Consider the following 20,853-nt stretch of genomic DNA (forward strand, 5'->3'; position numbering starts at 1 on the left):
CCTCTAATCGATCTTCCAGATCAAGCTCTCACCGCTGCGGCGTGACCGGCGGTGGGGTGGGACCGGTGTTCGGCACCGACGATGTCCGCCGTGCGGCGGCCGCAGCGGAAGCTGCGCTCTCGCCAAACGTCGCCTTGGCGATCTCCCCGATGCCGGCGAGCGAGGACAGCACGCTGGTTGCTTCCAGCGGGATCATCAGGATCTTCTGGTTCGGCGAATCCGCGAACTGTCCGAACGCCTTGATGTACTTGTCGGCGATAAAATAGTTCAACGCTGCGACATCGCCCTTGGCGATGGACTCGGAGACCATCTGCGTCGCCTTGGCTTCCGCCTCCGCCAGGCGCTCGCGCGCTTCGGCGTCGCGGAAGGCGGCTTCGCGGCGGCCTTCGGCCTGCAAAATCTGACCCTGTTTGGCGCCTTCCGCCCGCAAAATTTCCGACTGGCGCTGGCCCTCGGCCTGCAGAATGTCGGCGCGCTTGACGCGCTCGGCCTTCATCTGCCGGCCCATCGCTTCCACCAGGTCGGCCGGCGGCACGATGTCCTTGATCTCGATGCGGTTGACCTTGAGCCCCCATGGCGAGACGGCTGCGTCGACCACGCGCAGCAGCCGCTCGTTGATCTCGTCGCGATGCGACAGCACCTGGTCGAGGTCCATCGAGCCCATCACCGAGCGGATGTTGGTCATGGTCAGCACGATGATGGCCTGCTCGAGATTGGCGACCTCGTAGCTCGCTTTCGCGGCGTCGAACACCTGGAAGAACGCGACGCCATCCACCGTCACGGTGGCGTTGTCCTTGGTGATCACCTCCTGCTCGGGAATGTTGATCACCTGCTCCATCATGTTCATCTTGCGGCCGACGCGGTCGAAATAGGGAATGATGAGGTTCAACCCCGGCGACAGCGTGCGGGTGTATTTGCCGAACCGCTCGATGGTCCAATCATAGCCCTGCGGCACCGTTTTGACGCCCGCGAACAATGTGGCAATGACAAGTAGAACAAAGGCAATCGCGAAAATGTCGAAGCCACTCATAAAGTCCCTCCAAAGCCGGCAAGGTGCGTTGCCCGGCGCGATCTCTCATTTGTCTGCAACGGCGCGGCGCCGGTTCAGCCGGCGGTTCTCAGTTTATGGCTATATAGCTAGGGAATAGTTTGCGGGCCACCAGATGTTCTTGGGCTCCGAACGGCGAGTGGTTGTTGATGTGGTTAAATCCAGCCTTGAAGCTCGCGCAAAACGAGTTGGCGGATGACGTCCATGCCGGGCTCGCTGTCGTTCAGACAGGGAATTGCGGAAAACTGCTCGCCGCCGTTGTGCCTGAAGATCTCGGCGTTTTCCTGCGCGATCTCCTCCAGCGTCTCCAGGCAATCGGCGGAGAAGCCGGGCGTCACCACCACAATGCGTTTCACGCCATCTTTCGCCAATTTTTCGATGGTCTTGTCGGTGTAGGGCTGCAGCCACTCGTCGCTGCCGAAGCGCGATTGAAATGTCAGGATCAGCTTGGCGGCATCAAGGCCCAACCGCTTGCGCAAGCTTTCCGTCGTTGCGACGCACTGCGTGTAGTAAGGATCGCCCTTGTCGACATATTTCTGCGGCATACCGTGAAACGACGCCACGATAAGTTCGGGCTGGAACGGCAGGGCCGCCAGATGTTCTGACATCGAGACGGCGAGCGCTTCGATGTACTCGGGATTGTCGTAATAAGGCGGGCTCACCCGCAGCGTCGGCTGCGCGCGCATGTCGGCGAGCGCGCGAAACACCTCGTCGCAGACCGTCGCCGAGGTCGCCGCAGAATATTGCGGATAGAGCGGCACCACCAGCAGGCGATCGCAGCCTTGCGCAGCCAGGGCATCGATCCGCGAGCGGATCGATGGATTGCCATAGCGCATCGCCCAATCGACCACGACGTGCTCGCGATCGGCGATCGCCGCCGCGAGCTTTTCGGCCTGCGACCGGGTGATGGTCTTGAGCGGGGATTCGCCTCTCTCGGCGTTCCAGATCTTCTGGTAGTCGCGCGCCTTTCTGGCCGGACGCACCCGCAGAATGATGCCGTTGAGGATCGCTTTCCAGACGAGGCCCTGATCCTCGATCACGCGGGGGTCGGAGAGGAATTCCTTCAGATAGACCCGCACCCCCTGGGCATCGGCGGTATCAGGCGTGCCGAGATTGACCAGCAGCACGCCGATGCGTTGCTCTAGGGCTGCCGGTGCCGTTGCATTGCCAAGGGGGACGACCGCGGTCATGATTTCGATGGCTTCGCGCGTTGCACTATCCTTGTCAAGATAACCGCCGGTTCGCTACGCTTGCCAAATGGCCGCGGGGCGCGCGTGCGCGGGGAGGAACCATGACGATCGCCGAATGGTGCGTTTTCGGAACGGTGCTGCTGTATCTGCTGACGATCGCATCGGTCAAATGGGCCGCCTACGGCCGTTTCGACAATGCCAAGCCGCGCGATCCCGCCTTCTACCAGGACCCGATCCGCGCCCGTGCACTTGGCGCGCATCAAAACGGCATCGAGGCGTTTCCGTTCTTCGCAGTCGCCGTGCTGCTGGCGGAATTTCGGCTCGGGCCGCAGCGCCTGATCGACGAACTCGCGATTCTGTTCGTGATCGTGCGGATCGCCTATGTCTTCACCTATCTCGGCAACCGCCCAACGCTGCGCTCGATCCTCTGGAGCATCGGCTTCGCGATCAATATCGCGATCTTCTTTCTGCCGGCGATCAAGGAGTATTTGCCGGTATGAGGTTGGCGTCCCGTCGTCCCTGCGAACGCAGGGACCCATAACCACCGCTGCTGATCGTTGCGGGAAAGTCGTCGACCATCCCCGCAAGACAACATCCGCCGCGGCGTATGGGTCCCTGCGTTCGCAGGGGCATCAGAGAAGAGTGATCGCCGATAGATGGTGGGCACGGCGCTATCGCGCCTTTGCCCACCCTACGATGTCGAGGACGACTTGGCTCAGCCCAGATGCCGCTCCCGCGTCGCGATCAAATCCCGAATCTCCTTTGATATCGGGACCGGGCGATGCGTCTTCTGATCGGTGTTGACCCAGACGCTCTCGCCGGTCACGAGCGCATCACCGGCACCTTTCAGGAAGATCGCGAGTTCGAAGGTGAGGCTCGAATTGCCGATCCGCGCCACCCGCGCGCCGACGTCGAGCTCCCAGTCGAACCGGACCGGCGCCTTGTATTCGATGACGGATTTGACGACGTGGAAATCGACGCCGGATTTCTTGGCGTCGGCATATTGGTCATAGCCGAGCGCGCGAAAATATTCGGTGATGGTGGTGTCGAAATAGGTCAGGTAATGCGCGTTGAAGACGACGCCCTGGCCGTCGATCTCGGAGTAGCGCACCCGGAACGGGTGGAAGAACCAGAATTGCTCGCGTGACATGGGGTTCCCGGCTTTGCGTGTTCGGGCGCTTGAATAGCGCAGCGAACCAATTTCATAAAGCCGGCAACTTGCGTTACCGAAATAGAGTTGCGGAATCTAACGCGGTAGATTGTGGTCCATACGCCGTGCCGCAAGTTTTAAGAAATCCTGTTCGACGGCTTTCATCCACCAACTTGATCCTGTGGTTATGGGTCCCCGCGTTCGCAGGGACGACGGGATAGAGGCGAGAACCTCTCAACTTGTCGCCCCTGCGAAAGCAGGGGCCCCATAACCACCGGCTTTTGTTGTGTGATAAGGTGTCTGCCACCGCGCTTCCTCGATAGATCACGCGGTATGGGTCCATGCGCCGAGTGCGCGATTGCGCACGGAGGCAAGGACGACAGTTCGTAGCGTGGATCACAAACACGTCGCGCGTTCGGCGGCGAGATAGCCGAACAACAGGCCCAAGCCGAACAAGAGCACCAGGCCGGCGGCGCCGAATTCGATGCCGCGCATGACCAGTGCGCCGCCGCCCTCGCGCCCGGCGCTCAGCCGCTTTGCCAGACCCTTCGCCGATACGGCGATCACGGCGATGGTGGCGACCGTGATCGCAGTCCCGAGGCCCATCACGAAGGTCGCGGCGATGCCGGCCAGGAACAGGCCCTGCGCCAGCGAGAATACCAGCACCAGGATGGCACCCGAGCACGGCCGCATGCCTACCGCAAAGATCGTTCCCAAGCCGCGCCGCCAGCCGCCGGGACCGGCGAGTTGGTCCGGTGTCGGCCCGTGCGAATGGCCGCAATGCTCGTCATGAACATGGGCATGGCCGTGATGATCGCCGTGATCATGGTGATGGTGATGGGCGTGGTCATGATCGTGACGATGAGCCGTGGCCGATGCCATCGCCAGCTCCGGCTTCGCCTGCAGCGCGCGCATAAAGCCGCCGCCCTTGGTCCAGACCAGCCGGGCGCCTAACGCGGCGATCAGCGCGTAGCTGACGATCTCGATCGCCTTCTCCGCAGAGCACATCGTCTTGGCCGTGGAAGAGAGCAGCCAGGCGAAGACGGCCACGATCGCGACTGCCACTAACGCCTGCAACAACGCCGAGGCGAACGACAGCACGATGCCGCGCCGCGCGGTTTCCTCATTGGCGACAAGATAGGACGAGATCACCGCCTTGCCGTGGCCGGGGCCGGCGGCATGAAAAATGCCGTAAGCAAAGGAGATTCCAAGCAGCGTCCAGACCGCGCTGCCGTCCGATTTCGCCGCGCGGATGGTGGCGGACATTTCGCGGTAGAACTCGGATTGCTTGGCCAAAATCCATCCGATCACGCCGCCGACCTGCGGCTCGGCCGCGGGACGTGGACCGCCGAACGGATTCTGCGCCATCAGCGCATGCAAGGCAGCATCGAAAATCACAACGGCCGCGATCGCCGCGGCCGTCATTGCGATACCTCGCGCGAGGCTCGTGGGGAGCATCCGCCTCATGGGCAGTTCACCGTGACCTTGTTGGCGAACATCGCGCCATAATTGGAATTGTCGCCGTTCAAGAAATTCTGCTCGTTCAGGCGCTGGGTGTTGGCGGTCTCGTCGTTCGGCCGCTGGAACTGCATCTGGCAGGCGGCGGGCGCACCGATCAGCTTGATCGGGTCCTTGTCGTCGAACTTGAAGTCGATGAAGTAGGAGGGGTCGAACACTTCCAGCGCCAACTGCTTCGAGCTCGCCGGCGCCTTCAGCGGCAGCACGAAATGCAGCGTCAGCGCGCTGTCCTTGTATTCGAGATAATAGTCGACCGGCTCCTCGAACTTCGCCTTCTTGCCGTCGGCTTTGGCGAAGGTGAAATAGGCGAAGTCCTTCAGCGACTCGACATTGGTTTGTGCCAGCGGCGCCAGTTCCTCGCGGGTGTAGACGCCCTTGGTCTTGGTCGCGACACCCTGCAGCGCATAGGTCGAGAACATGTCATCGAACGTCCAGGCGTGACGCACGCCCGTCATCGCGCCGTTGGGCGCGTAGACCACCTCGCTCCTGGCGGTGATCCAGACATGGGGATGGGCCTCGGCCGCGGCAGAGCCGAGCGACAACGCGACGATCAAGCCTAACAAACCGAACATTCTACGTAACACGTCATCCCTCCGAAGGCGGGGACCGATACGCCGTGTCGTCTCATTTTGGCAATGTGGCAAAGGCTATTCCTTCACAACGAACATCAGAGGTTATAGGTCCCTGCGTTCGCAGGGACGACTCGTGGAAGCGGCGCCGGCTGATCAGGCCGCCGGCGTTGCTTCGAGCAGGCCGCGACGGCGCAACAGCGCGTCGGCCTCCGGCTCGCGGCCGCGGAAGGCGACATAGGCGTCCTCGGGGTCGCGCGAGCCGCCCGACGAATAGATGTCATCGTGCAGGCGTTTTGCCACCGCGGGATCGAAGATGTCGCCGGCCTCCTCGAACGCGCCGAAGGCGTCGGCGTCCATCACTTCCGACCACATGTAGCTGTAATAGCCCGATGCGTAATGATCGCCGGAGAAGATGTGGCCGAATTGGGTCGGCCGGTGGCGCAGCGCGATTTCGGCGGGCATGCCGATCTTCTCCAGCTCCGCCTTTTCGAACGCCGCCACGTCGCGGCTGGCAGCGGCCGGCTGGGTGTGGAATTCGAGATCGACCAGCGCCGAGGAGACGAACTCCACGGTGGCAAAGCCCTGGTTGAATTTTCGCGCGGCGAGGAAGCGCTGCAGCAGGTCGTCCGGCAGCGGCTCGCCGGTTTGGTAGTGCTTGGCGAACTGCCGCAGCACCTGCGGCTGCTCCTGCCAATGCTCGTAGAGCTGCGAGGGCAGCTCGACGAAATCGGTGAACACGGATGTCCCCGACAGCGAGGGATAAGTGACGTTGGACAGCATGCCGTGCAGGCCGTGGCCGAACTCGTGGAACAGGGTGCGCGCATCGTCGGGCGACAGCAGCGACGGCTGGCCGTCCGCGCCCTTGGCGAAATTGCAGACATTGATGATCAGCGGGGCGATATCGACGTCGAGCTTCTGCTGGTCCCGCAGCGAGGTCATCCAGGCGCCGGAGCGCTTTGAGGGTCTGGCGAAATAATCGCCATAGAACAGCGCCTTGTGCTTGCCGGCGGCGTCCTTGACCTCCCAGACTCGGACATCCGGATGCCAGACCGGAATGTCCTTGCGCTCGGAGAAGGTGATCCCGAACAGGCGGGTGGCGCAGTCGAAGGCGGCCTCGATCATGTGGTCGAGCACCAGATAGGGCTTTATCGCCGCGTCGTCGAAATCGGCCCGCCGCTGCCGCAGCTTTTCGGCGTAGTAGCGCCAATCCCACGGCGCCAGCGCGAAGTTGCCGCCCTCCTCCGCGATCAGCGCCTGCAGCGCGTCGCGGTCGGCGAGCGCCTGGGCCCGGGCGGGCTTCCAGACCCGCTCCAGGAGGCTGCGCACCGCCTCCGGCGTCTTGGCCATGGAATCCTCCAGCCGGTAGGCGGCGTAGGTCGGAAAGCCCATGATCTTGGCGGCCTCCTCGCGGAGCGCGAGGATCTCGACGATGGTGGCGTTGTTGTCGTTGGCGTTGCCATTGTCGCCGCGCGCGGTGAAGGCCTTGAAGACCTTCTCGCGCAGGTCGCGGCGGGAGGAGCTCTTCAGGAACGGCTCGACCGAAGAGCGTGACAGCGTCACAATCGCCTTGCCCGCCATGCCGCGCTCTTCAGCGGCGGCCTTGGCCGCGGTGACGAAGGCCTCGGGAAGGCCGTCACGATCGTCCTCGCCGAGCTCCATGAACCAGTCCTGCTCGTCGCCGAGCAGATGGTGGCTGAACGAGGTGCCGAGCTGGGCCAGCCGCTCGTTGATCTCGGCCCGGCGCTTCTTGGCGACCTCGTCGAGGCCGGCGCCGGCGCGGTGGAAGTTGGTGTAGGTGCGCTCCAGGAGCCGCATCTGTTCGCCGGTCAGGCCGAGCGTGGCGCGGTTCTCGTGCAGCAGCGCAATGCGGCCGAACAGCACCGCGTTCATCATGATCGGGTTCCAGTGCCGCGCCATCCGCAAGGAGACTTCCTTGTCGATCTCCAGGATCGCCGGATTGGAGTGCGCCGAGACCAGGTCGTAGAACACGGCAGAGACCTTCGCGAGCAGCTTGCCCGAGCGCTCCAGCGCCGTGATGGTGTTGGCGAAGTCCGGCACCGAGGGATCATGGGTGATCGCCGCGATCTCGGCGGCGTGATCGGCAAAGGCCTGCTCGAAGGCGGGCAGGAAGTGTTCCGGCTGGATCTCGCTGAAGGGCGGTGTCTCGAATGGCGTCTGCCACGGCCGGAGCAGCGGGTTTTCGCCAGCTTCCGAAGGGGCCGCCGTCTGCAGGGTTTCTGACATCACAATTCCCGTTTTTGCCTCGTTTTCGTGGCTCGTTTTCTCGAGCTGAAACCGGTACCGATTTCGCTCGAAAACCGCTCCAGAAGATGCGGCAATCTATAGCACGCGATGCGGCATTTTTGGGCCTTTTGCGCTTGATAGATGGGGCCTTTTCGGAGAGATTGCGCCCCTTGAACAGGACCTTTTTCATGAGCCCACAGCCCGCCTCCACATCCTCCCGCCGGATCGTCTGGCCGAGCGTCATCACCGTCATTTCGGCTGCGATCCTGATCGGCGCGGAAGTGTTCGGCGCGGCGTTTGCCGGCGGCTGGGCGCTCGCGATCCTGTTCGATCTCAACGACACCAGCGCGCACATTCTCCAGGCGGTGCTGTTCGGCATCGGCGTGCTGGTCATGGTGGCGTTCATCCGCGGCGCGCAGCGCATCGAGCCGTTCTCCAAGCGCGCCTGACGCGCGTTCAAGAAAGCGCTGCGGCACAGGCGCTGAAGCATTCATCGCCTGCCTGAGAAAATCTTAACTTCCATTCATGTTTGTCGTGAGCCGTGCGCGCTGCGAACGCTTTCGTAAGCACACGTCGGGGAAATTTGTCCCCAGCCTAAAAAAATTCTTGCGAAGCCGATTCAAAAGACTTATTTCCAGCCTTGCCCAATTTCGCACGTGCCTGTGGTCGTGTGTCAGTCGGTAGGTATCCGGACAAGAGGCCGGACAGCCGCCAAGGGATGAAGAACCGAGGGTCGTTTTTCGAAGCGGCCAGCATCTCTCTCAAGAGATGCCGTTGAAGGTCTCTCCATCCTTTGCAACCGTGACTGGCAGCCGGAGGCGAACCGGCGCACCCCGCTCTCAACGGGGGACGCGACTTAAAGCAACGACGGATCGGGCTTTTTTGGTCTCTACCGGCATTCCACCGCCGGCGCGGGCTACTGAAAAGGCTTGTCCTTCATTGCCAGGTGAGCGGGCGGGAAGATTCCCAACCAATCCACGGCAGCACAATTCGGTTCTTGAGTTCGAGGCTTCGTCGCGTCTCCATCGTGCGACAACGCCAAAGCACTCACGTCCGAGATCAAATTTGAACGGGACCCGTCGCTGGGCCGTTTGGAGGGGTGCTATGACCGAACGTATTCAGGAATTCCTGCGTAACCGCCGCAGCGAGGGCCAGGACACCGAGCCGTGCCTCGTCGTCGACCTCGAAGTCGTGCGCGACAACTACCAGACCTTCGCCAAGGCGCTGCCCGACAGCCGCGTGTTCTACGCGGTGAAGGCCAATCCTGCGCCCGAAGTGCTGTCGCTGCTCGCCTCCATGGGCTCCTGCTTCGACACCGCAACCGTTGCCGAAATCGAAATGGCGATGGCTGCCGGTGCGACGCCGGACCGTATCTCCTTTGGCAACACGATCAAGAAGGAGCGCGACATCGCGCGCGCCTTCGCGCTCGGCATTCGCCTGTTCGCAGTCGACTGCGCCGCCGAAGTCGAGAAGATCGCGCGTGCCGCTCCCGGCGCAAAGGTGTTCTGCCGCATCCTTTATGACTGCGCCGGCGCCGAATGGCCGCTGTCGCGGAAGTTCGGCTGCGACCCGGAGATGGCGGTCGAGGTGCTCGACCTCGCCAAGCGTCTGGGGCTGGAGCCGGTCGGCATCTCGTTTCATGTCGGCTCGCAGCAGCGCAAGGTGAAGGCGTGGGACCGCGCGCTGGCAATGGCCTCGACGGTGTTTCGGGACTGCGCGGAGCGAGGGATCAACCTGTCCATGGTCAACATGGGCGGCGGCTTCCCGACCAAGTACCTCAAGGACGTTCCTCCGGTCGTGCAGTACGGCCGGTCGATCTTCCGTGCGCTGCGCAAGCACTTCGGCAACCAGATCCCGGAGACCATCATCGAGCCGGGCCGCGGCATGGTCGGCAACGCCGGCATCATCGAGACCGAAGTCGTCCTGATCTCCAGGAAGAGCGACGAGGACGAGGTGCGCTGGGTGTATCTCGACATCGGCAAGTTCGGCGGTCTCGCCGAGACGATGGACGAGTCGATCCGCTACGCCATCCGCACGCCGCATGACGGTGCGGAGATGACGCCGTGCGTGCTCGCAGGTCCCACCTGCGATAGCGCCGACGTGCTGTACGAGAAGATGCCGTACCCGCTTCCGGTGACGCTCGAGATCGGCGACAAGCTGTTGATCGAAGGCACCGGGGCCTACACGTCGACCTACTCGTCGGTGGCGTTCAACGGCATCCCGCCGCTCAGGACCTACCACATCTGAGCTGCCTCTTTTTGAGGCTCGAATAGCGGGAGCCGGTGCGCCGGCTCCCTCCCCGTCATTTGCGAATTTTTGACAACGCTTTGCGCGGCAAGTTTGCCGTTGCGAGCGGGGACTGACGTGCCATGACTGCTTTGCGGAAGACCACCGTTGCCCTCATCCCCGATGCCGCTCCGTTTGCGATCCGCAGCGAGCGGGCCTCGGACGTCGCCGCGCGCGAGGCGCTGCTGGATGCCTGCTTTGGCGACAACCGCCATATGCGCGCCTGCCAGCGCCTGCGCGACGGACGCGCGCCCGCCGAAGGCCTTAGCCTTTCGACTGTGAGCAGGGGCCGGCTGGTCGGTACGTTGCGGTTGTGGCACGTCAGCGCCGGGGGCATCCCGGCGCTCATGCTCGGCCCGCTGGCGGTGGAGGCTTCCTCCCGCCAGCTCGGGGTCGGGGCTGCGCTGATGGACCACGCGCTCGCGGCGGCGAAGGCGCGTGGCCATCGCGCGGTAGTCCTGCTGGGCGATGCGCCGTACTACTCCCGCTTCGGCTTCTGGGCCGCGAAGACCGGCGAGCTGTCGCTGCCGGGCGCTTTCGAGCGCGACCGGCTGCTCGGCCTGGAGTTTTGCGAAGGCGCGCTCGATGGCGCCTCGGGGATGATCGTTCCGACCGGTGCACGCTCGCCGAAAACAAAGGCAGTGCGGACCAGGAAGGCGAAGACCTTGCTCCTGCCGCGCGTGGCCTGAAAGCGATGTCGGAGTGCCCTCCCGCCGCCGTGCGCCCGCGCTGGCGCAGCGTTGTCACGACGGTCCTCCTGGTCATCATCTCGGTCATGATCGTCAGGGACATTCTCGTGCGTCGCTGGAGCGCCGGCGCGCCGCCGGCCTCCGACTTCACCTGGCATTCACGGTGACATCGCCAGGGGTTGCGCACGCCGGGGAAAAGCCCTTAAACCGCGCCCATCCCGCCGCCGGACCATTCCCAGGATCGTTCCCAAGACCGAGGTTCCCATGCCCCGCCGCCTGATTTCCACCGGCTCGCCGTTCGAGAAGACCGCCGGCTACAGCCGCGCCGTCATCGACGGCGATTTCGCCTTCGTCGCCGGCACCACCGGCTACGACTACAGGACCATGGTCATTCCCGCCGATGTCACAAGCCAGGCGCGCAACTGCTTTAGGAACATCGAGGCGGCGCTCAAGGAAGGCGGCTTCGCGATGGCCGACATCGTCCGCGCCACCTACTACATCACCGACCTCGCCGATGCGGACGCCTTCTTTGCGGTCTGCGGCGAAGTTTTTAGCGAGATCCGCCCGGCCACAACGCTCCTCGTCGTCGCGGGGCTCTACAAGCCCGAGATGAAGATCGAGATCGAAGTGACCGCGAAACGCCGCACCGCCTGATCCCTCCATTCCCACGAATTTCTGTTTCCGGAGACCAACTGATGAACGCCCTCGCAAAAATTCACGCGAAAGTCACTGGCCCCATCGTGATGATCGGCTTCGGTTCGATCGGCAAGGGCACGCTGCCCTTGATCGAGCGCCATTTCGACTATGACAAGTCGCGCTTCGTCATCATCGATCCGCATGAGGATGGCGAGCTCGCCAAGAAACACGGCGTGCGCTTCATCAAGCAAGCCGTGACCCGCGACAATTATCGCGAATTCCTGATCCCGCTGCTTACCGAAGGCGGCGGCCAGGGCTTCTGCGTCAACCTCTCCGTCGACACCTCCTCGGTCGACATCATGACGATGTGCCGGGAGATCGGCGCGCTCTACATCGATACCGTGGTGGAGCCCTGGGCGGGTTTCTATTTCGACAAGAACATCGGTCCCGAAAAGCGCTCCAACTACGCCCTGCGCGAGACCTTGCTCGCCGCAAAGCACAAGAGTCCGGGCGGCACGACCGCCGTCTCCACCTGCGGTGCCAATCCCGGCATGGTATCCTGGTTCGTCAAGCAGGCGCTGCTCGACATCGCCCGCGACACCAACACGCCCTTCAACGAGCCGAAGAGCCGCGAGGGTTGGGGTCAGCTCGCGCAGAAGCTCGGCGTCAAAGGCATCCACATCGCCGAGCGCGACACCCAGCGCTCCAGGAATCCGAAGCCGATGAATGTGTTCGTCAACACCTGGTCGGTGGAAGGGTTCGTGTCCGAGGGCATGCAGCCGGCCGAGCTCGGCTGGGGCACCCATGAGAAATGGATGCCGGATAACGGCCGCCAGCACACCGAAGGCTGCGGTGCGGCGATCTATCTGCTGCAGCCGGGCGCCAACACCCGCGTGCGTTCATGGTGCCCGACGCCGGGGCCGCAATACGGCTTCCTCGTCACCCACAACGAGTCGATCTCGATTGCGGACTATTTCACGCTACGAGATGGCAACGAGGTGATCTATCGCCCGACCTGCCACTACGCCTACCACCCAGCCAACGACGCCGTGCTGTCGCTGCACGAGATTTTCGGCGCGACCGGCAAGATGCAGCCGAGCTGGCACATTCTGGACGAGCACGAGGTCGTCGACGGCATCGACGAGCTCGGCGTACTGCTCTACGGCCACGGCAAGAACGCCTATTGGTACGGCTCGCAACTCTCGATCGAGGAGACCCGCCTCGTCGCGCCTTACCAGAACGCGACCGGCATGCAGGTGTCGTCCGCCGTGCTCGCCGGCATGGTATGGGCGCTGGAGAATCCCACCGCTGGGATCGTTGAGGCCGACGAAATGGATTTCCGCCGCTGCCTCGAAATTCAGATGCCGTATCTCGGCCCGGTGAAAGGGTTCTACACCGACTGGACGCCGCTGTCGGACCGGCCCGGCCTGTTCCCGGAGGATATCGACACGTCGGATCCCTGGCAGTTCAGGAACGTGCTGGTGCGGTAACACCGCAACACAGCAACACAGGCGCTGCAGCTCCCGCTGCAGCGCACATTGATCTTCCATGGCCCTCGACCGGCGTAGAACTACGCACGGGAACCCGGCGCCGTGTAAACAGTCGATTAATCCAATCGCGCCATCCTGAAGGGTGAATTTCTGCGAGGGCCCTTGGGCCGTCGCCAAGCTTTTGAGCGGCGGCTCCGTCGATGGAGCGAGCAACATGCGCAGCATCATTGCCATCGTGCTGTCGGCGGCGGCACTGGCGTCGTGCACGCCCGAGAGCGGCAGCAATGCTGACGTCACGGGCTCGATCGACAATTGCGCCCGCAAGCTTTTCAGCCAGTACAATCCCAAGGACAAGAAGCAGTGCGTCGCGGTGTGCATCGCCTGCGAGCGCGGCGTGGTGACGACCTGCTCGACCGCCTGCACGCTCAGGGGCGCACAATAGTCGCACCCCTGCGGCGGATCTCCGTTACGCGACGCCGCCGAGATAGAGCCGCTTGACGATATCGTTGGCCTTCAATTCATCGACCGACTGCGCAGCCACCGCGATCTCGCCGTGAACGATGATGTAGCCGCGGTCGGCGATCCGGATCGCCTGGTTGAAATTCTGCTCCGCCATCAGCACCGTCAGACCGACGCGCTGCTTGAGCTCGCCGATCTTGGCAATGGTCTGCGACACGAGTAACGGCGACAGCCCGACCGACGGCTCGTCGATCAAGAGCAGCCGCGGCGACGACATCAGCGCGCGCGCAATCGCCAGCATCTGCTGCTGTCCGCCGGACATGGTGCCGGCGAGCTGGCTGCGCCGCTCCTTCAGCACCGGAAAGGTGTCGAAGACGAGCGCGAGATTCTGCTGGATGGCGCTGCGGGCCATTCTCCTGAACGCGCCGAGCATCAGGTTTTCCGTCACCGTCAGCTTGGGAAACAGCCGCCGCCCCTCCGGCACCAGCGCCACGCCGAGATCGACGATCGCCTCGGGCGAGAGCTTCGTGAGGTCATGCGCCACGCCGTCGATCGACAGCGCAAGCCGGCCGCTATCCGGACGCACCAGGCCCATGACGCACTTCATCAGCGTGCTCTTGCCGTTGCCATTGGTGCCGAGCAAGGCCACGGTCTCGCCGGCCTCGACATGCAGCGTGACGCCGCGCAGCGCCTTGACGGCCCCGTAGCCGGCATCGAGGCCTTCGATAGCAAGGCTAAGTGCCAAGATAGGCCTCCTGCACCCGCTTGTTGGCCATCACCTCGCCAGGCGAGCCGAGCGCGATGATTTTTCCGGCGTCGAGACACATCACCCGCTCCGAAAAGCGCATCACCGCCTGCATGATGTGCTCGATCATGATGATGGTGATGTCTTCCTCGCCAAGGCTGATCAGGAGGTCGAGCACCTCGTCGACCTCGGAAGACGACAGCCCGGCCATCGCTTCGTCCGAAATCAAAAGCTTCGGACGAACCGCCATCGCGCGCGCGAGCTCCATCTTGCGCAGCTCCACCTGGCTCAGCGTAGCGCTCGCCGCGCCGGCTTTCGAGGCGAGCCCCATCCGCGTCAGGATCGACATCGCGATTTCTTCCTCCGCCGCGGCTGAACCGGCGGCGGCGAAGTCGAGCCCGACCATGAGGTTTTCCAGCACCGTCATGCTCCTGAACGGCCGCGGAATCTGGAAGCTGCGGGCGATGCCACGGCGCGCGCGCAAGTGCGGCGGCAATTGCGTGATGTCCTCGCCGCAGAACACCACGCTGCCGACCTGCGGCTTCAACGCGCCGGAGATGCAGTTGATCAGCGTGGTCTTGCCCGAGCCGTTCGGGCCGATCAGGCCGAACCGTTCGCCCTTTCGGATATCAACGCTGATATTGTCGAGCGCGGTGAAACCGCCGAAGGTCCTTGTCAGAGTCCCCACCTGCAGCAGGGGTGCGTCGCCGGCTGCCGTATTCATTGCTTGCCCCCCGCGCGCAGACGGTAGCGCGGCCGCAATAGCCCAATGATGCCCTTCGGCGCGCCGACCACGAACAGCACCAGCATGATGCCGAGCACCAGCACGTTGACCTCCGAGGAGATGGTCACGGCGAGGAGCTGTTGCGTCGAGCCGAGCAGGATGGCCCCTAACACCGGGCCGATCCAGTGCGCGGTGCCGCCGATCAGCGCCATCGCCAACGCCGACACCGAGTAGCTCAGGTTGAACGCCGAGGACGGATCGGCATATTGCAGGTACATGGCAGCGGGCGCCCCGGCCGCGGAGATCAGCGCGCCCGAGATCATGCAGGCGATCAGTTTCAGCTTCAGGGTCGGCACGCCCGTGCATTCGGCGGCGAGCTCGTCGTCCCTGAGCGCCTGCAGGCCGCGGCCGATCCGGGAAGTCTGGACGTAGCGCGCGATCGCAATGGCGATGACGGCCAGGACGGCCTGCACGAAAAACAGCATCTTCACATAGCTGTCGAACGGCGCCATCACCGGCGGCCGCTGGATCTGGATGCCGGCCGCGCCGCCGACGAACCGCCAGTTCATCACAAAGGTCTCGATGATGATCGCCAGCGCAATCGTCGCGATCGAGAAGAAGATGCCGCGCATCCGCAAAGTGAGGAGGCCAACGCCAAAGCCGAGCGTCATGCCGACGACGGCGGCGGCTGCGATCTGCACCACGAGCGGCGCGCCCGTCGCCTTGAACAGCGCTACCGCCGTATAGACGCCGACGCCGAAAAAGGCGTTGGTGCCGAAATTGACGTAACCGGCGTAGCCGCCGAGGATGCTCCAGGCAACCGCAAGCGCGATGAACTGCAGGATGACGTAGCCGGCAAAAAACGGATATTCGTTGCGGACGATCTGCGTCATCGACAACACGGCGACCAGGAAGACGGCGACGGCGGCCCAAAATGCAATGCTGTGGTTGCGCTTGTTCATCGGCCGAGCAGACCTTGCGGCCGGACGGCGAGCACGCCGAGCAGCATTGCGAACGAGATCGCCGGCGCCCAGGAAGCCCCGAACAACGTCAGCACGATGGATTCGGCGACGCCGAGGATGATGGCGGCGATCAGCGTGCCGCTGATGCTGCCGAGCCCGGCCATGACGACGACGCAGAAGGTCCGCCCGATATAGGCGCGATCGAGCGTCGGCTCGACCGGCGCCACGATGATCAGGAGCGCGCCGGCGATGCCGAGCACGGCAGTGGCGATGCCGAAGGCAAATTGCTTGATGCGGACCGGATTGGCGCCCATCAGCCGCAGCGCCTCCTCGTCCTGCGCGACCGCGCGGATCGCGCGGCCCATGAAGGTTTTCGACAGATACACGGCAAGCAGCACCGTCAGCGCAAGCGCCACCGCGAAAGCCACCAGTTGCCGGATCGGTATCCGAAACTCGCCGAGCCGCCACGACTTGCCGATATAGGTCGCGGAAACCGAGCGCTGGTCGACGCCGAATTGCAGGATGATCAGCACCTCGATGATGAAGGCGATGCCGAAGAAGAAGGCGATGCCGCGGACGGCGGCATCACTGCCGCGCCGCTCGAAGGTTTCGTAATAGACGCGGTAGGCCAGCAGGCCGAACACGAAGAACAGTGGCGTGATGGCGAGGCCCGCCAGCAACGGGTCGATGTCATAGCTCTCGTTGAGCTGGAATACGCCATAGGACGCCAGCACCAGGAACGCCGGATGCGCAACATGGGGAACGTCGAGCAAGCCGAACGAGACGGACAAGCCGACGCTGACGGCTGCATAGAAACAGCCGAGCAGCACGCCAAGCACGACTGCCCCAAGCAGCAGGTCCATCGAAAACAATTCAAGTCCCCCCTTGGCCCTGAGCCGGAAAAGCCACGAGGCCTAGTTTCGGGCAGCCTCGAAGGGAGTGATGAGCTCTCCGGTTTTCAATTTGTCAGGGAATAGAATCACCTGCTTGCCGGAGGAGCGGAACTGTTCGATATCCTTGTCCTTCACACCGCGGAACTGGGCCTGCAGGGTCGCTGTTTCCTTGCGCTCGCCATCGGCCGAAAACGCGATCGACCCGACGATGGTCTTGTGCTCGTTGTCGCGCAGGTATTTCGCGATGCCCTTCTGGTCGAGCGACTTGGTCGCGCCGACCGCCGCCTCGATCATCTGGCCCATCGCATAGCCGAACGGCGCCAGATAGTAGCCGAGTGGATCGACCTTGGCCTCGACGGCGCGCTTGGTGTACTTGTCGAAAAACTCCTTGGTGCCGTCGAAATACATGCTCTTTTCCGGCAGCCAGGTATTGTAGTTCACGACGCCGTTGAGCAGCGAGCCGAGATTCGACATCACAGCGGCAAATTGCAGACCGACCATGCCGCCGCCGAAAATCTTGACGCTGTCGCCGATCCCGATCTCGTTCACGGCACGCAGGATGCCGGCCGAATCCGGCGGATAGGACGCGACATAGACGATGTCGGGCTTGGCCGCCTTCAACGCGCGAATGATGGACGAAAATTCAACCGTGTTCGGCGGGTAGACCTGGTCGAAAACGATCGGGATATTGCGCTTCTTGGCGACGTCCCGCGCCGTGAGCGCGAGGTTTTGCGCGAATTCCTGATCCGCCGTTAACAGCGCCATGTTCTTGCCGCCGGCCTTTTGCGCCAGGTCGAGGAACGAAGCCGCCCAGCTATCGGCCGGCCCCCAGGGTGCATTGTTGAACCACATGTCGTGGCCGACCTTGCTGTTCACCTGGAACGAGAAATTCCCCATCAGCAAGAGGCCGCGCTGCTTGACGAACGGCATGATCGGCGCGGTCGGTACCGTTGCATAGGGCGCGAACAGCAGGTCGACCTTATCAACATCGACCAGCTTGGCGTAGATCGCGGGCGTCTCCGATGCGCTCGACTTGTCGTCATAGACGACCAGTTCGACCTTGCGGCCGAGCAGTCCACCCTTGGCATTGACGTCGTCGCGCCAGATCTCGATGCCGAGCAACGACGCCTTGCCGCCGCCGGCGAGGCCGCCGGTCTGCGGCATCGACATGCCGATCTTGATCGGCGGCTGCTGGGCAAGAGCGCTCGACCCGTGCCCTACCACCGCGACGGCCATTGCGCCGCCCAGGAATGTTCTGCGTTTCATCGATTCCCCCTTGTGTCGTTTATGTCGTTGTATTTCTGCGTCCGCCGGATCTTCGCCCGGCTGCGGTGGAGTGGATCGCGTCAGTCTCGGGCTAGCCGCCGGCACCCGCCGAGGCCGGTTCGCTTTTGGCTTGTTTCATGATCGCCGACGGATCGGCGCCGACGCGCCCGCTGGTCTTGTCGGCGGCGCTTTCGCGCGACAACCGCATGTCGAAGCGGATGCTCGGCATGCCCTTGATCGGGCAGTCCGGATCGTTGGCTACCACGTCGACGGCAAGATCGCCCGACGAGCCGAACACGACATCATCGGCCAGATGGGGATCGTCACGCAGATAGAGCGCCGTGACCAGTTCGCGATAGCCGGCTGCGCCGACCAGGAAGTGAATATGCGCCGGCCGCATGCCATGCCGCGCCTGCGCCTTCACCATCGCGCCGACCGGGCCATCCATCGGGATCGAATAGCCGAGCGGTTTCACGGTGCGCAGCACATAGAGGCCATCGGCATCGGTAGCGAACACACCGCGGTAATCGACCGAGGTCGCGCTGGCCTGGATGTCATAGAGGCCGTCGGCGCCGGTCTGCCAGATCGAGACGGTGGCGCCCGCGACCGGTTTGCCCGCGGCATCGGTGACGCGGCCATACAACACGCACTCGCTGCCGGGCTTCGGGTTCTTGGCGATCGAACTGCCGGCTGCAAGCGTCGGCGTGGCCTCGCGGTAGAACGGGCCGAGCAGACTGGTGTGGGTGGCTTCCTCAAGCGCGGTTGCGTCGTGCAGTCCGTTGACGAGCGCCGAGAGGCCGAGCGTGTCGGATAGCAGGATGAATTCCTGCCGTTCCGGCGAACACATCTTGCCGGCGGCAGTCATGAATTCGATGCCCTTGATCCATTCCGCCGGCGTCAGGTTGACCTCGCGGGCGAAGGCATGGAGATGTTTTACCGCCGACGCCATGATCTCCTTCAGGCGAGGGTCTGGCGTCGTCGCCATCTGGTCGAGCACGGCGTCCGTGATCGTCTCCGGCGTTAACTCACGCATGCGTCACTCCCTGAGCTGCCGGCCGTTATTCGACCTGCCGGCTGTTTTGCAGCAAGCCTAACCGCTTGTTGGGGATCAACACAAGGCGTTCGAAGGCGAGGCCTGCGCCCTCTCCTACGAATTGATACGGGCGAATAGGTTACATGGCCCACACACTCGCGCATCAAACGAGCGCGGCAGGGCCTCAGCCCACGATTTTGCGATTGCACAATCGGCGCAACGGCAGTGGGATCATTTTTCCTTTTCGCGGATCGGCGGCGCGGTCTTCTCCGCCGGCGCCGGCGGCAGCGCGGGCTGAGCGCCCGATTTCTGCGCATCCGGGTCTGGACGGGCAGGCTGCGGCGGAACGTCTGATGGCCTTTGCCCGGTCGTGCCCGGTTCGGACGGCGCAGGCGGCGCGGGCGGTTTGGTTTCTGCGTCTGGCGTCGATTGCGTTGGCGGCGTCGCCTGCGCGACGTGCTGGGAATCGCGCGCCACGATCTCGCTCAGCGACAGGGCCGAAATGATTAGCCCGACCGCGATCAGCGTGGACGCGCCCAGCATTTCCCTTCGATATTTGCGTTGACGGGCATCGGCAGGCATATCGTTCGACCCACAAAATGGTTCGTGGGCTCAACGGCCGGCAAGGCCCATAGTTCCGCGGGGAACCTGTATGGTAACTGGCCCGGGACGCCTAGAATTCGGAAGATACACATCTTAAGCCGTGTTTCCGATTGAGTTGCCGCCCCATTTCTTCGCCAGAGCCACGCAAAAGGCTCTGGGCCACTACTGGCGGCGCCGCGGAGCCCCAAGAAAAACAAAACACACGACGAAATCCCGATATGTCGCCCCGCAATCTTGTCGGAAGAGGATAGCGAAATGACTGAACGAATTTCGTTAGAAGGGAAGGTCGCGGTTGTGACTGGGGCAGGCCGCGGGCTGGGGCGGGCACACGTCGAACTTCTCGCCGAACGCGGTGCCCGGGTCATGGTAAACGACCTAGGGACCGACGTATTGGGGTTCGGGAAGGACTCCACGATAGCGGAACAGGTGGCCGACCTCATTCGGTCACGTGGAGGTGAGGCAATCGCGAATGACAGCGATGTTTCCACCCCTGAAGGTGGTAGTGACCTGATCGCGATGACCATCGAGCATTTCGGGAGAATAGACCTTCTCGTGAACAACGCTGGTATCTGCGGAAGCCAGCTATTCACGGACGCTACCCTTGACGATTTCGATCGCTATTGGCGCGTGCACATCGGCGGGCCGGTTAACACGGTGAAGGCTGCCTGGCCCTATATGGCCGCACAACGCTATGGGAAGATCATCCTCACTACCTCAGTCAGCGGCCTGTTCGGACTACGTGGCCAAGCCACCTATGCGGCGGCCAAGTGCGCAGTAGTCGGATTGATGCGCATTCTTGCAATTGAAGGTGCTGAGCATGGGATTCTCGTGAACACCATTTCGCCAGTCGCGTACACGAGGATGCACCCCGCCGCTGGATCCCGCTTGGCTGAAGCAGATGGAAGAGCCGCCATGCCGGTTGAGGCTGTTGCGCCAGCGATCGTTTGGCTGGCAAGCGATAGTTGTTCGGAGACGAACAGGATCTACAACGTAGGAGCCCGAGCAATCCAACGTATCGCTATCGTCATGGGACCTGGCTTCTACGATCCACATCTGACACCCGAGAGCATCGCCGAGAACTACGCAAAGGTCGAATCGATCGAGGGCTACTCCGAACCAGGCCCGTTCGAGCCTGGTGGTGCGTAGACACAGACACCTGCAACGGCGAAACGATGAGACGTCAATTGGTGGTTACAGCGGCAAACGACGAGTGCTCGCGACTCTCCTACTCACCAATGTCGTCGGGTCAGCCGCTCATGCAACTCGGCTCGGGCGAGGGGATAGGACGAATAACCGCCGAAAACCTGGTAGTCGCGAAGTACGTATTGCTGATCGGGTACGCCTG

At 63.1% G+C, this 20,853-nt stretch carries 22 protein-coding genes; 9 read left to right on the plus strand and 13 right to left on the minus strand.

All coding sequences use genetic code 11. From position 1 onward, the window contains the following. Window positions 1–28 precede the first annotated feature (28 nt). Both V1278_RS33855 and hemH read right to left on the minus strand, forming a co-directional pair. Window positions 29–1,030: an SPFH domain-containing protein gene (locus V1278_RS33855; RefSeq protein ID WP_065743724.1), complete on the minus strand. Its 1,002-nt coding sequence runs from the start codon at window positions 1,028–1,030 to the stop codon at window positions 29–31. A gap of 173 nt (window positions 1,031–1,203) precedes the next feature. Then, window positions 1,204–2,238, minus strand: coding sequence for a ferrochelatase (gene hemH, locus V1278_RS33860; protein WP_334366622.1), 1,035 nt, complete (start codon window positions 2,236–2,238; stop codon window positions 1,204–1,206). Between the two features lie 101 nt (window positions 2,239–2,339). On the opposite strand from hemH, the gene V1278_RS33865 reads away from it, so the two are divergent. Beyond that, window positions 2,340–2,738 (plus strand): MAPEG family protein, encoded by a 399-nt coding sequence (locus V1278_RS33865; RefSeq protein ID WP_334366621.1) that lies wholly within the window; start codon window positions 2,340–2,342, stop codon window positions 2,736–2,738. 215 nt (window positions 2,739–2,953) lie between these two features. On the opposite strand, the gene V1278_RS33870 is transcribed toward V1278_RS33865, so the two are convergent. The 4 genes from V1278_RS33870 to V1278_RS33885 all read right to left on the minus strand — a co-directional run bounded on the left by V1278_RS33870 (window position 2,954) and on the right by V1278_RS33885 (window position 7,722). Beyond that, entirely contained in the window at window positions 2,954–3,388 is a 435-nt protein-coding gene (locus tag V1278_RS33870; RefSeq protein WP_334366620.1) for an acyl-CoA thioesterase, read from the minus strand. 396 nt (window positions 3,389–3,784) lie between these two features. After that, window positions 3,785–4,855 (minus strand): nickel/cobalt transporter, encoded by a 1,071-nt coding sequence (locus V1278_RS33875; protein WP_334383712.1) that lies wholly within the window; start codon window positions 4,853–4,855, stop codon window positions 3,785–3,787. Further along, window positions 4,852–5,478 carry a DUF1007 family protein gene (locus tag V1278_RS33880; protein WP_334384315.1) on the minus strand — a complete coding sequence of 209 codons (627 nt, stop codon included), beginning with the start codon at window positions 5,476–5,478 and terminating at the stop codon, window positions 4,852–4,854. The genes V1278_RS33875 and V1278_RS33880 overlap by 4 nt, the downstream gene beginning before the upstream one ends. Window positions 5,479–5,631: 153 nt before the next feature. Continuing rightward, entirely contained in the window at window positions 5,632–7,722 is a 2,091-nt protein-coding gene (locus V1278_RS33885; RefSeq protein ID WP_334383713.1) for a M3 family metallopeptidase, read from the minus strand. Between the two features lie 188 nt (window positions 7,723–7,910). Between V1278_RS33885 and V1278_RS33890 the strand changes: the two genes are divergently transcribed. The 7 genes from V1278_RS33890 (at window position 7,911) to V1278_RS33920 (ending at window position 13,265) form a co-directional block, all read left to right on the plus strand. Next, window positions 7,911–8,171, plus strand: a complete 261-nt coding sequence (locus V1278_RS33890; protein ID WP_334366617.1) for a hypothetical protein — start codon at window positions 7,911–7,913, stop codon at window positions 8,169–8,171. A gap of 655 nt (window positions 8,172–8,826) precedes the next feature. Next, window positions 8,827–9,969 (plus strand): type III PLP-dependent enzyme, encoded by a 1,143-nt coding sequence (locus tag V1278_RS33895; RefSeq protein WP_334366616.1) that lies wholly within the window; start codon window positions 8,827–8,829, stop codon window positions 9,967–9,969. Window positions 9,970–10,091: 122 nt separating this feature from the next. Then, window positions 10,092–10,697: a GNAT family N-acetyltransferase gene (locus V1278_RS33900; protein WP_334383714.1), complete on the plus strand. Its 606-nt coding sequence runs from the start codon at window positions 10,092–10,094 to the stop codon at window positions 10,695–10,697. A gap of 5 nt (window positions 10,698–10,702) precedes the next feature. Then, window positions 10,703–10,864 carry a hypothetical protein gene (locus V1278_RS33905; protein WP_334366614.1) on the plus strand — a complete coding sequence of 54 codons (162 nt, stop codon included), beginning with the start codon at window positions 10,703–10,705 and terminating at the stop codon, window positions 10,862–10,864. Window positions 10,865–10,961: 97 nt separating this feature from the next. Next, window positions 10,962–11,351 (plus strand): RidA family protein, encoded by a 390-nt coding sequence (locus tag V1278_RS33910; RefSeq protein ID WP_334366613.1) that lies wholly within the window; start codon window positions 10,962–10,964, stop codon window positions 11,349–11,351. 41 nt (window positions 11,352–11,392) lie between these two features. Further along, complete coding sequence (locus V1278_RS33915) at window positions 11,393–12,823, plus strand: homospermidine synthase (RefSeq protein ID WP_334366612.1); 1,431 nt, start codon at window positions 11,393–11,395, stop codon at window positions 12,821–12,823. Between the two features lie 214 nt (window positions 12,824–13,037). Further along, complete coding sequence (locus V1278_RS33920) at window positions 13,038–13,265, plus strand: hypothetical protein (protein ID WP_334366611.1); 228 nt, start codon at window positions 13,038–13,040, stop codon at window positions 13,263–13,265. Between the two features lie 24 nt (window positions 13,266–13,289). On the opposite strand, the gene V1278_RS33925 is transcribed toward V1278_RS33920, so the two are convergent. The 7 genes from V1278_RS33925 to V1278_RS33955 all read right to left on the minus strand — a co-directional run bounded on the left by V1278_RS33925 (window position 13,290) and on the right by V1278_RS33955 (window position 19,448). Further along, window positions 13,290–14,027, minus strand: coding sequence for an ABC transporter ATP-binding protein (locus tag V1278_RS33925; protein ID WP_247510408.1), 738 nt, complete (start codon window positions 14,025–14,027; stop codon window positions 13,290–13,292). Then, on the minus strand, window positions 14,017–14,751 hold the full coding sequence (locus tag V1278_RS33930; protein ID WP_334383715.1) for an ABC transporter ATP-binding protein: 735 nt from the start codon (window positions 14,749–14,751) through the stop codon (window positions 14,017–14,019). Before V1278_RS33930 ends, V1278_RS33925 begins: the two co-directional genes overlap by 11 nt. After that, window positions 14,748–15,713 (minus strand): branched-chain amino acid ABC transporter permease, encoded by a 966-nt coding sequence (locus V1278_RS33935; RefSeq protein WP_334383716.1) that lies wholly within the window; start codon window positions 15,711–15,713, stop codon window positions 14,748–14,750. Before V1278_RS33935 ends, V1278_RS33930 begins: the two co-directional genes overlap by 4 nt. Next, a complete protein-coding gene (locus V1278_RS33940; protein WP_334369155.1) occupies window positions 15,710–16,576 on the minus strand; it encodes a branched-chain amino acid ABC transporter permease in 867 nt (288 codons plus the stop codon). Before V1278_RS33940 ends, V1278_RS33935 begins: the two co-directional genes overlap by 4 nt. Window positions 16,577–16,627: 51 nt before the next feature. Beyond that, window positions 16,628–17,872 (minus strand): amino acid ABC transporter substrate-binding protein, encoded by a 1,245-nt coding sequence (locus tag V1278_RS33945; protein ID WP_334383717.1) that lies wholly within the window; start codon window positions 17,870–17,872, stop codon window positions 16,628–16,630. Between the two features lie 91 nt (window positions 17,873–17,963). After that, a complete protein-coding gene (locus tag V1278_RS33950; protein ID WP_334383718.1) occupies window positions 17,964–18,905 on the minus strand; it encodes a dioxygenase family protein in 942 nt (313 codons plus the stop codon). Between the two features lie 231 nt (window positions 18,906–19,136). After that, a complete protein-coding gene (locus V1278_RS33955) occupies window positions 19,137–19,448 on the minus strand; it encodes a hypothetical protein (protein ID WP_334366605.1) in 312 nt (103 codons plus the stop codon). Window positions 19,449–19,763: 315 nt separating this feature from the next. On the opposite strand from V1278_RS33955, the gene V1278_RS33960 reads away from it, so the two are divergent. Further along, on the plus strand, window positions 19,764–20,654 hold the full coding sequence (locus V1278_RS33960) for an SDR family NAD(P)-dependent oxidoreductase (protein WP_334383719.1): 891 nt from the start codon (window positions 19,764–19,766) through the stop codon (window positions 20,652–20,654). The last annotated feature ends 199 nt before the right edge of the window (window positions 20,655–20,853 follow it).

Source organism: Bradyrhizobium sp. AZCC 1577, assembly GCF_036924575.1.
Lineage (GTDB): Bacteria > Pseudomonadota > Alphaproteobacteria > Rhizobiales > Xanthobacteraceae > Bradyrhizobium.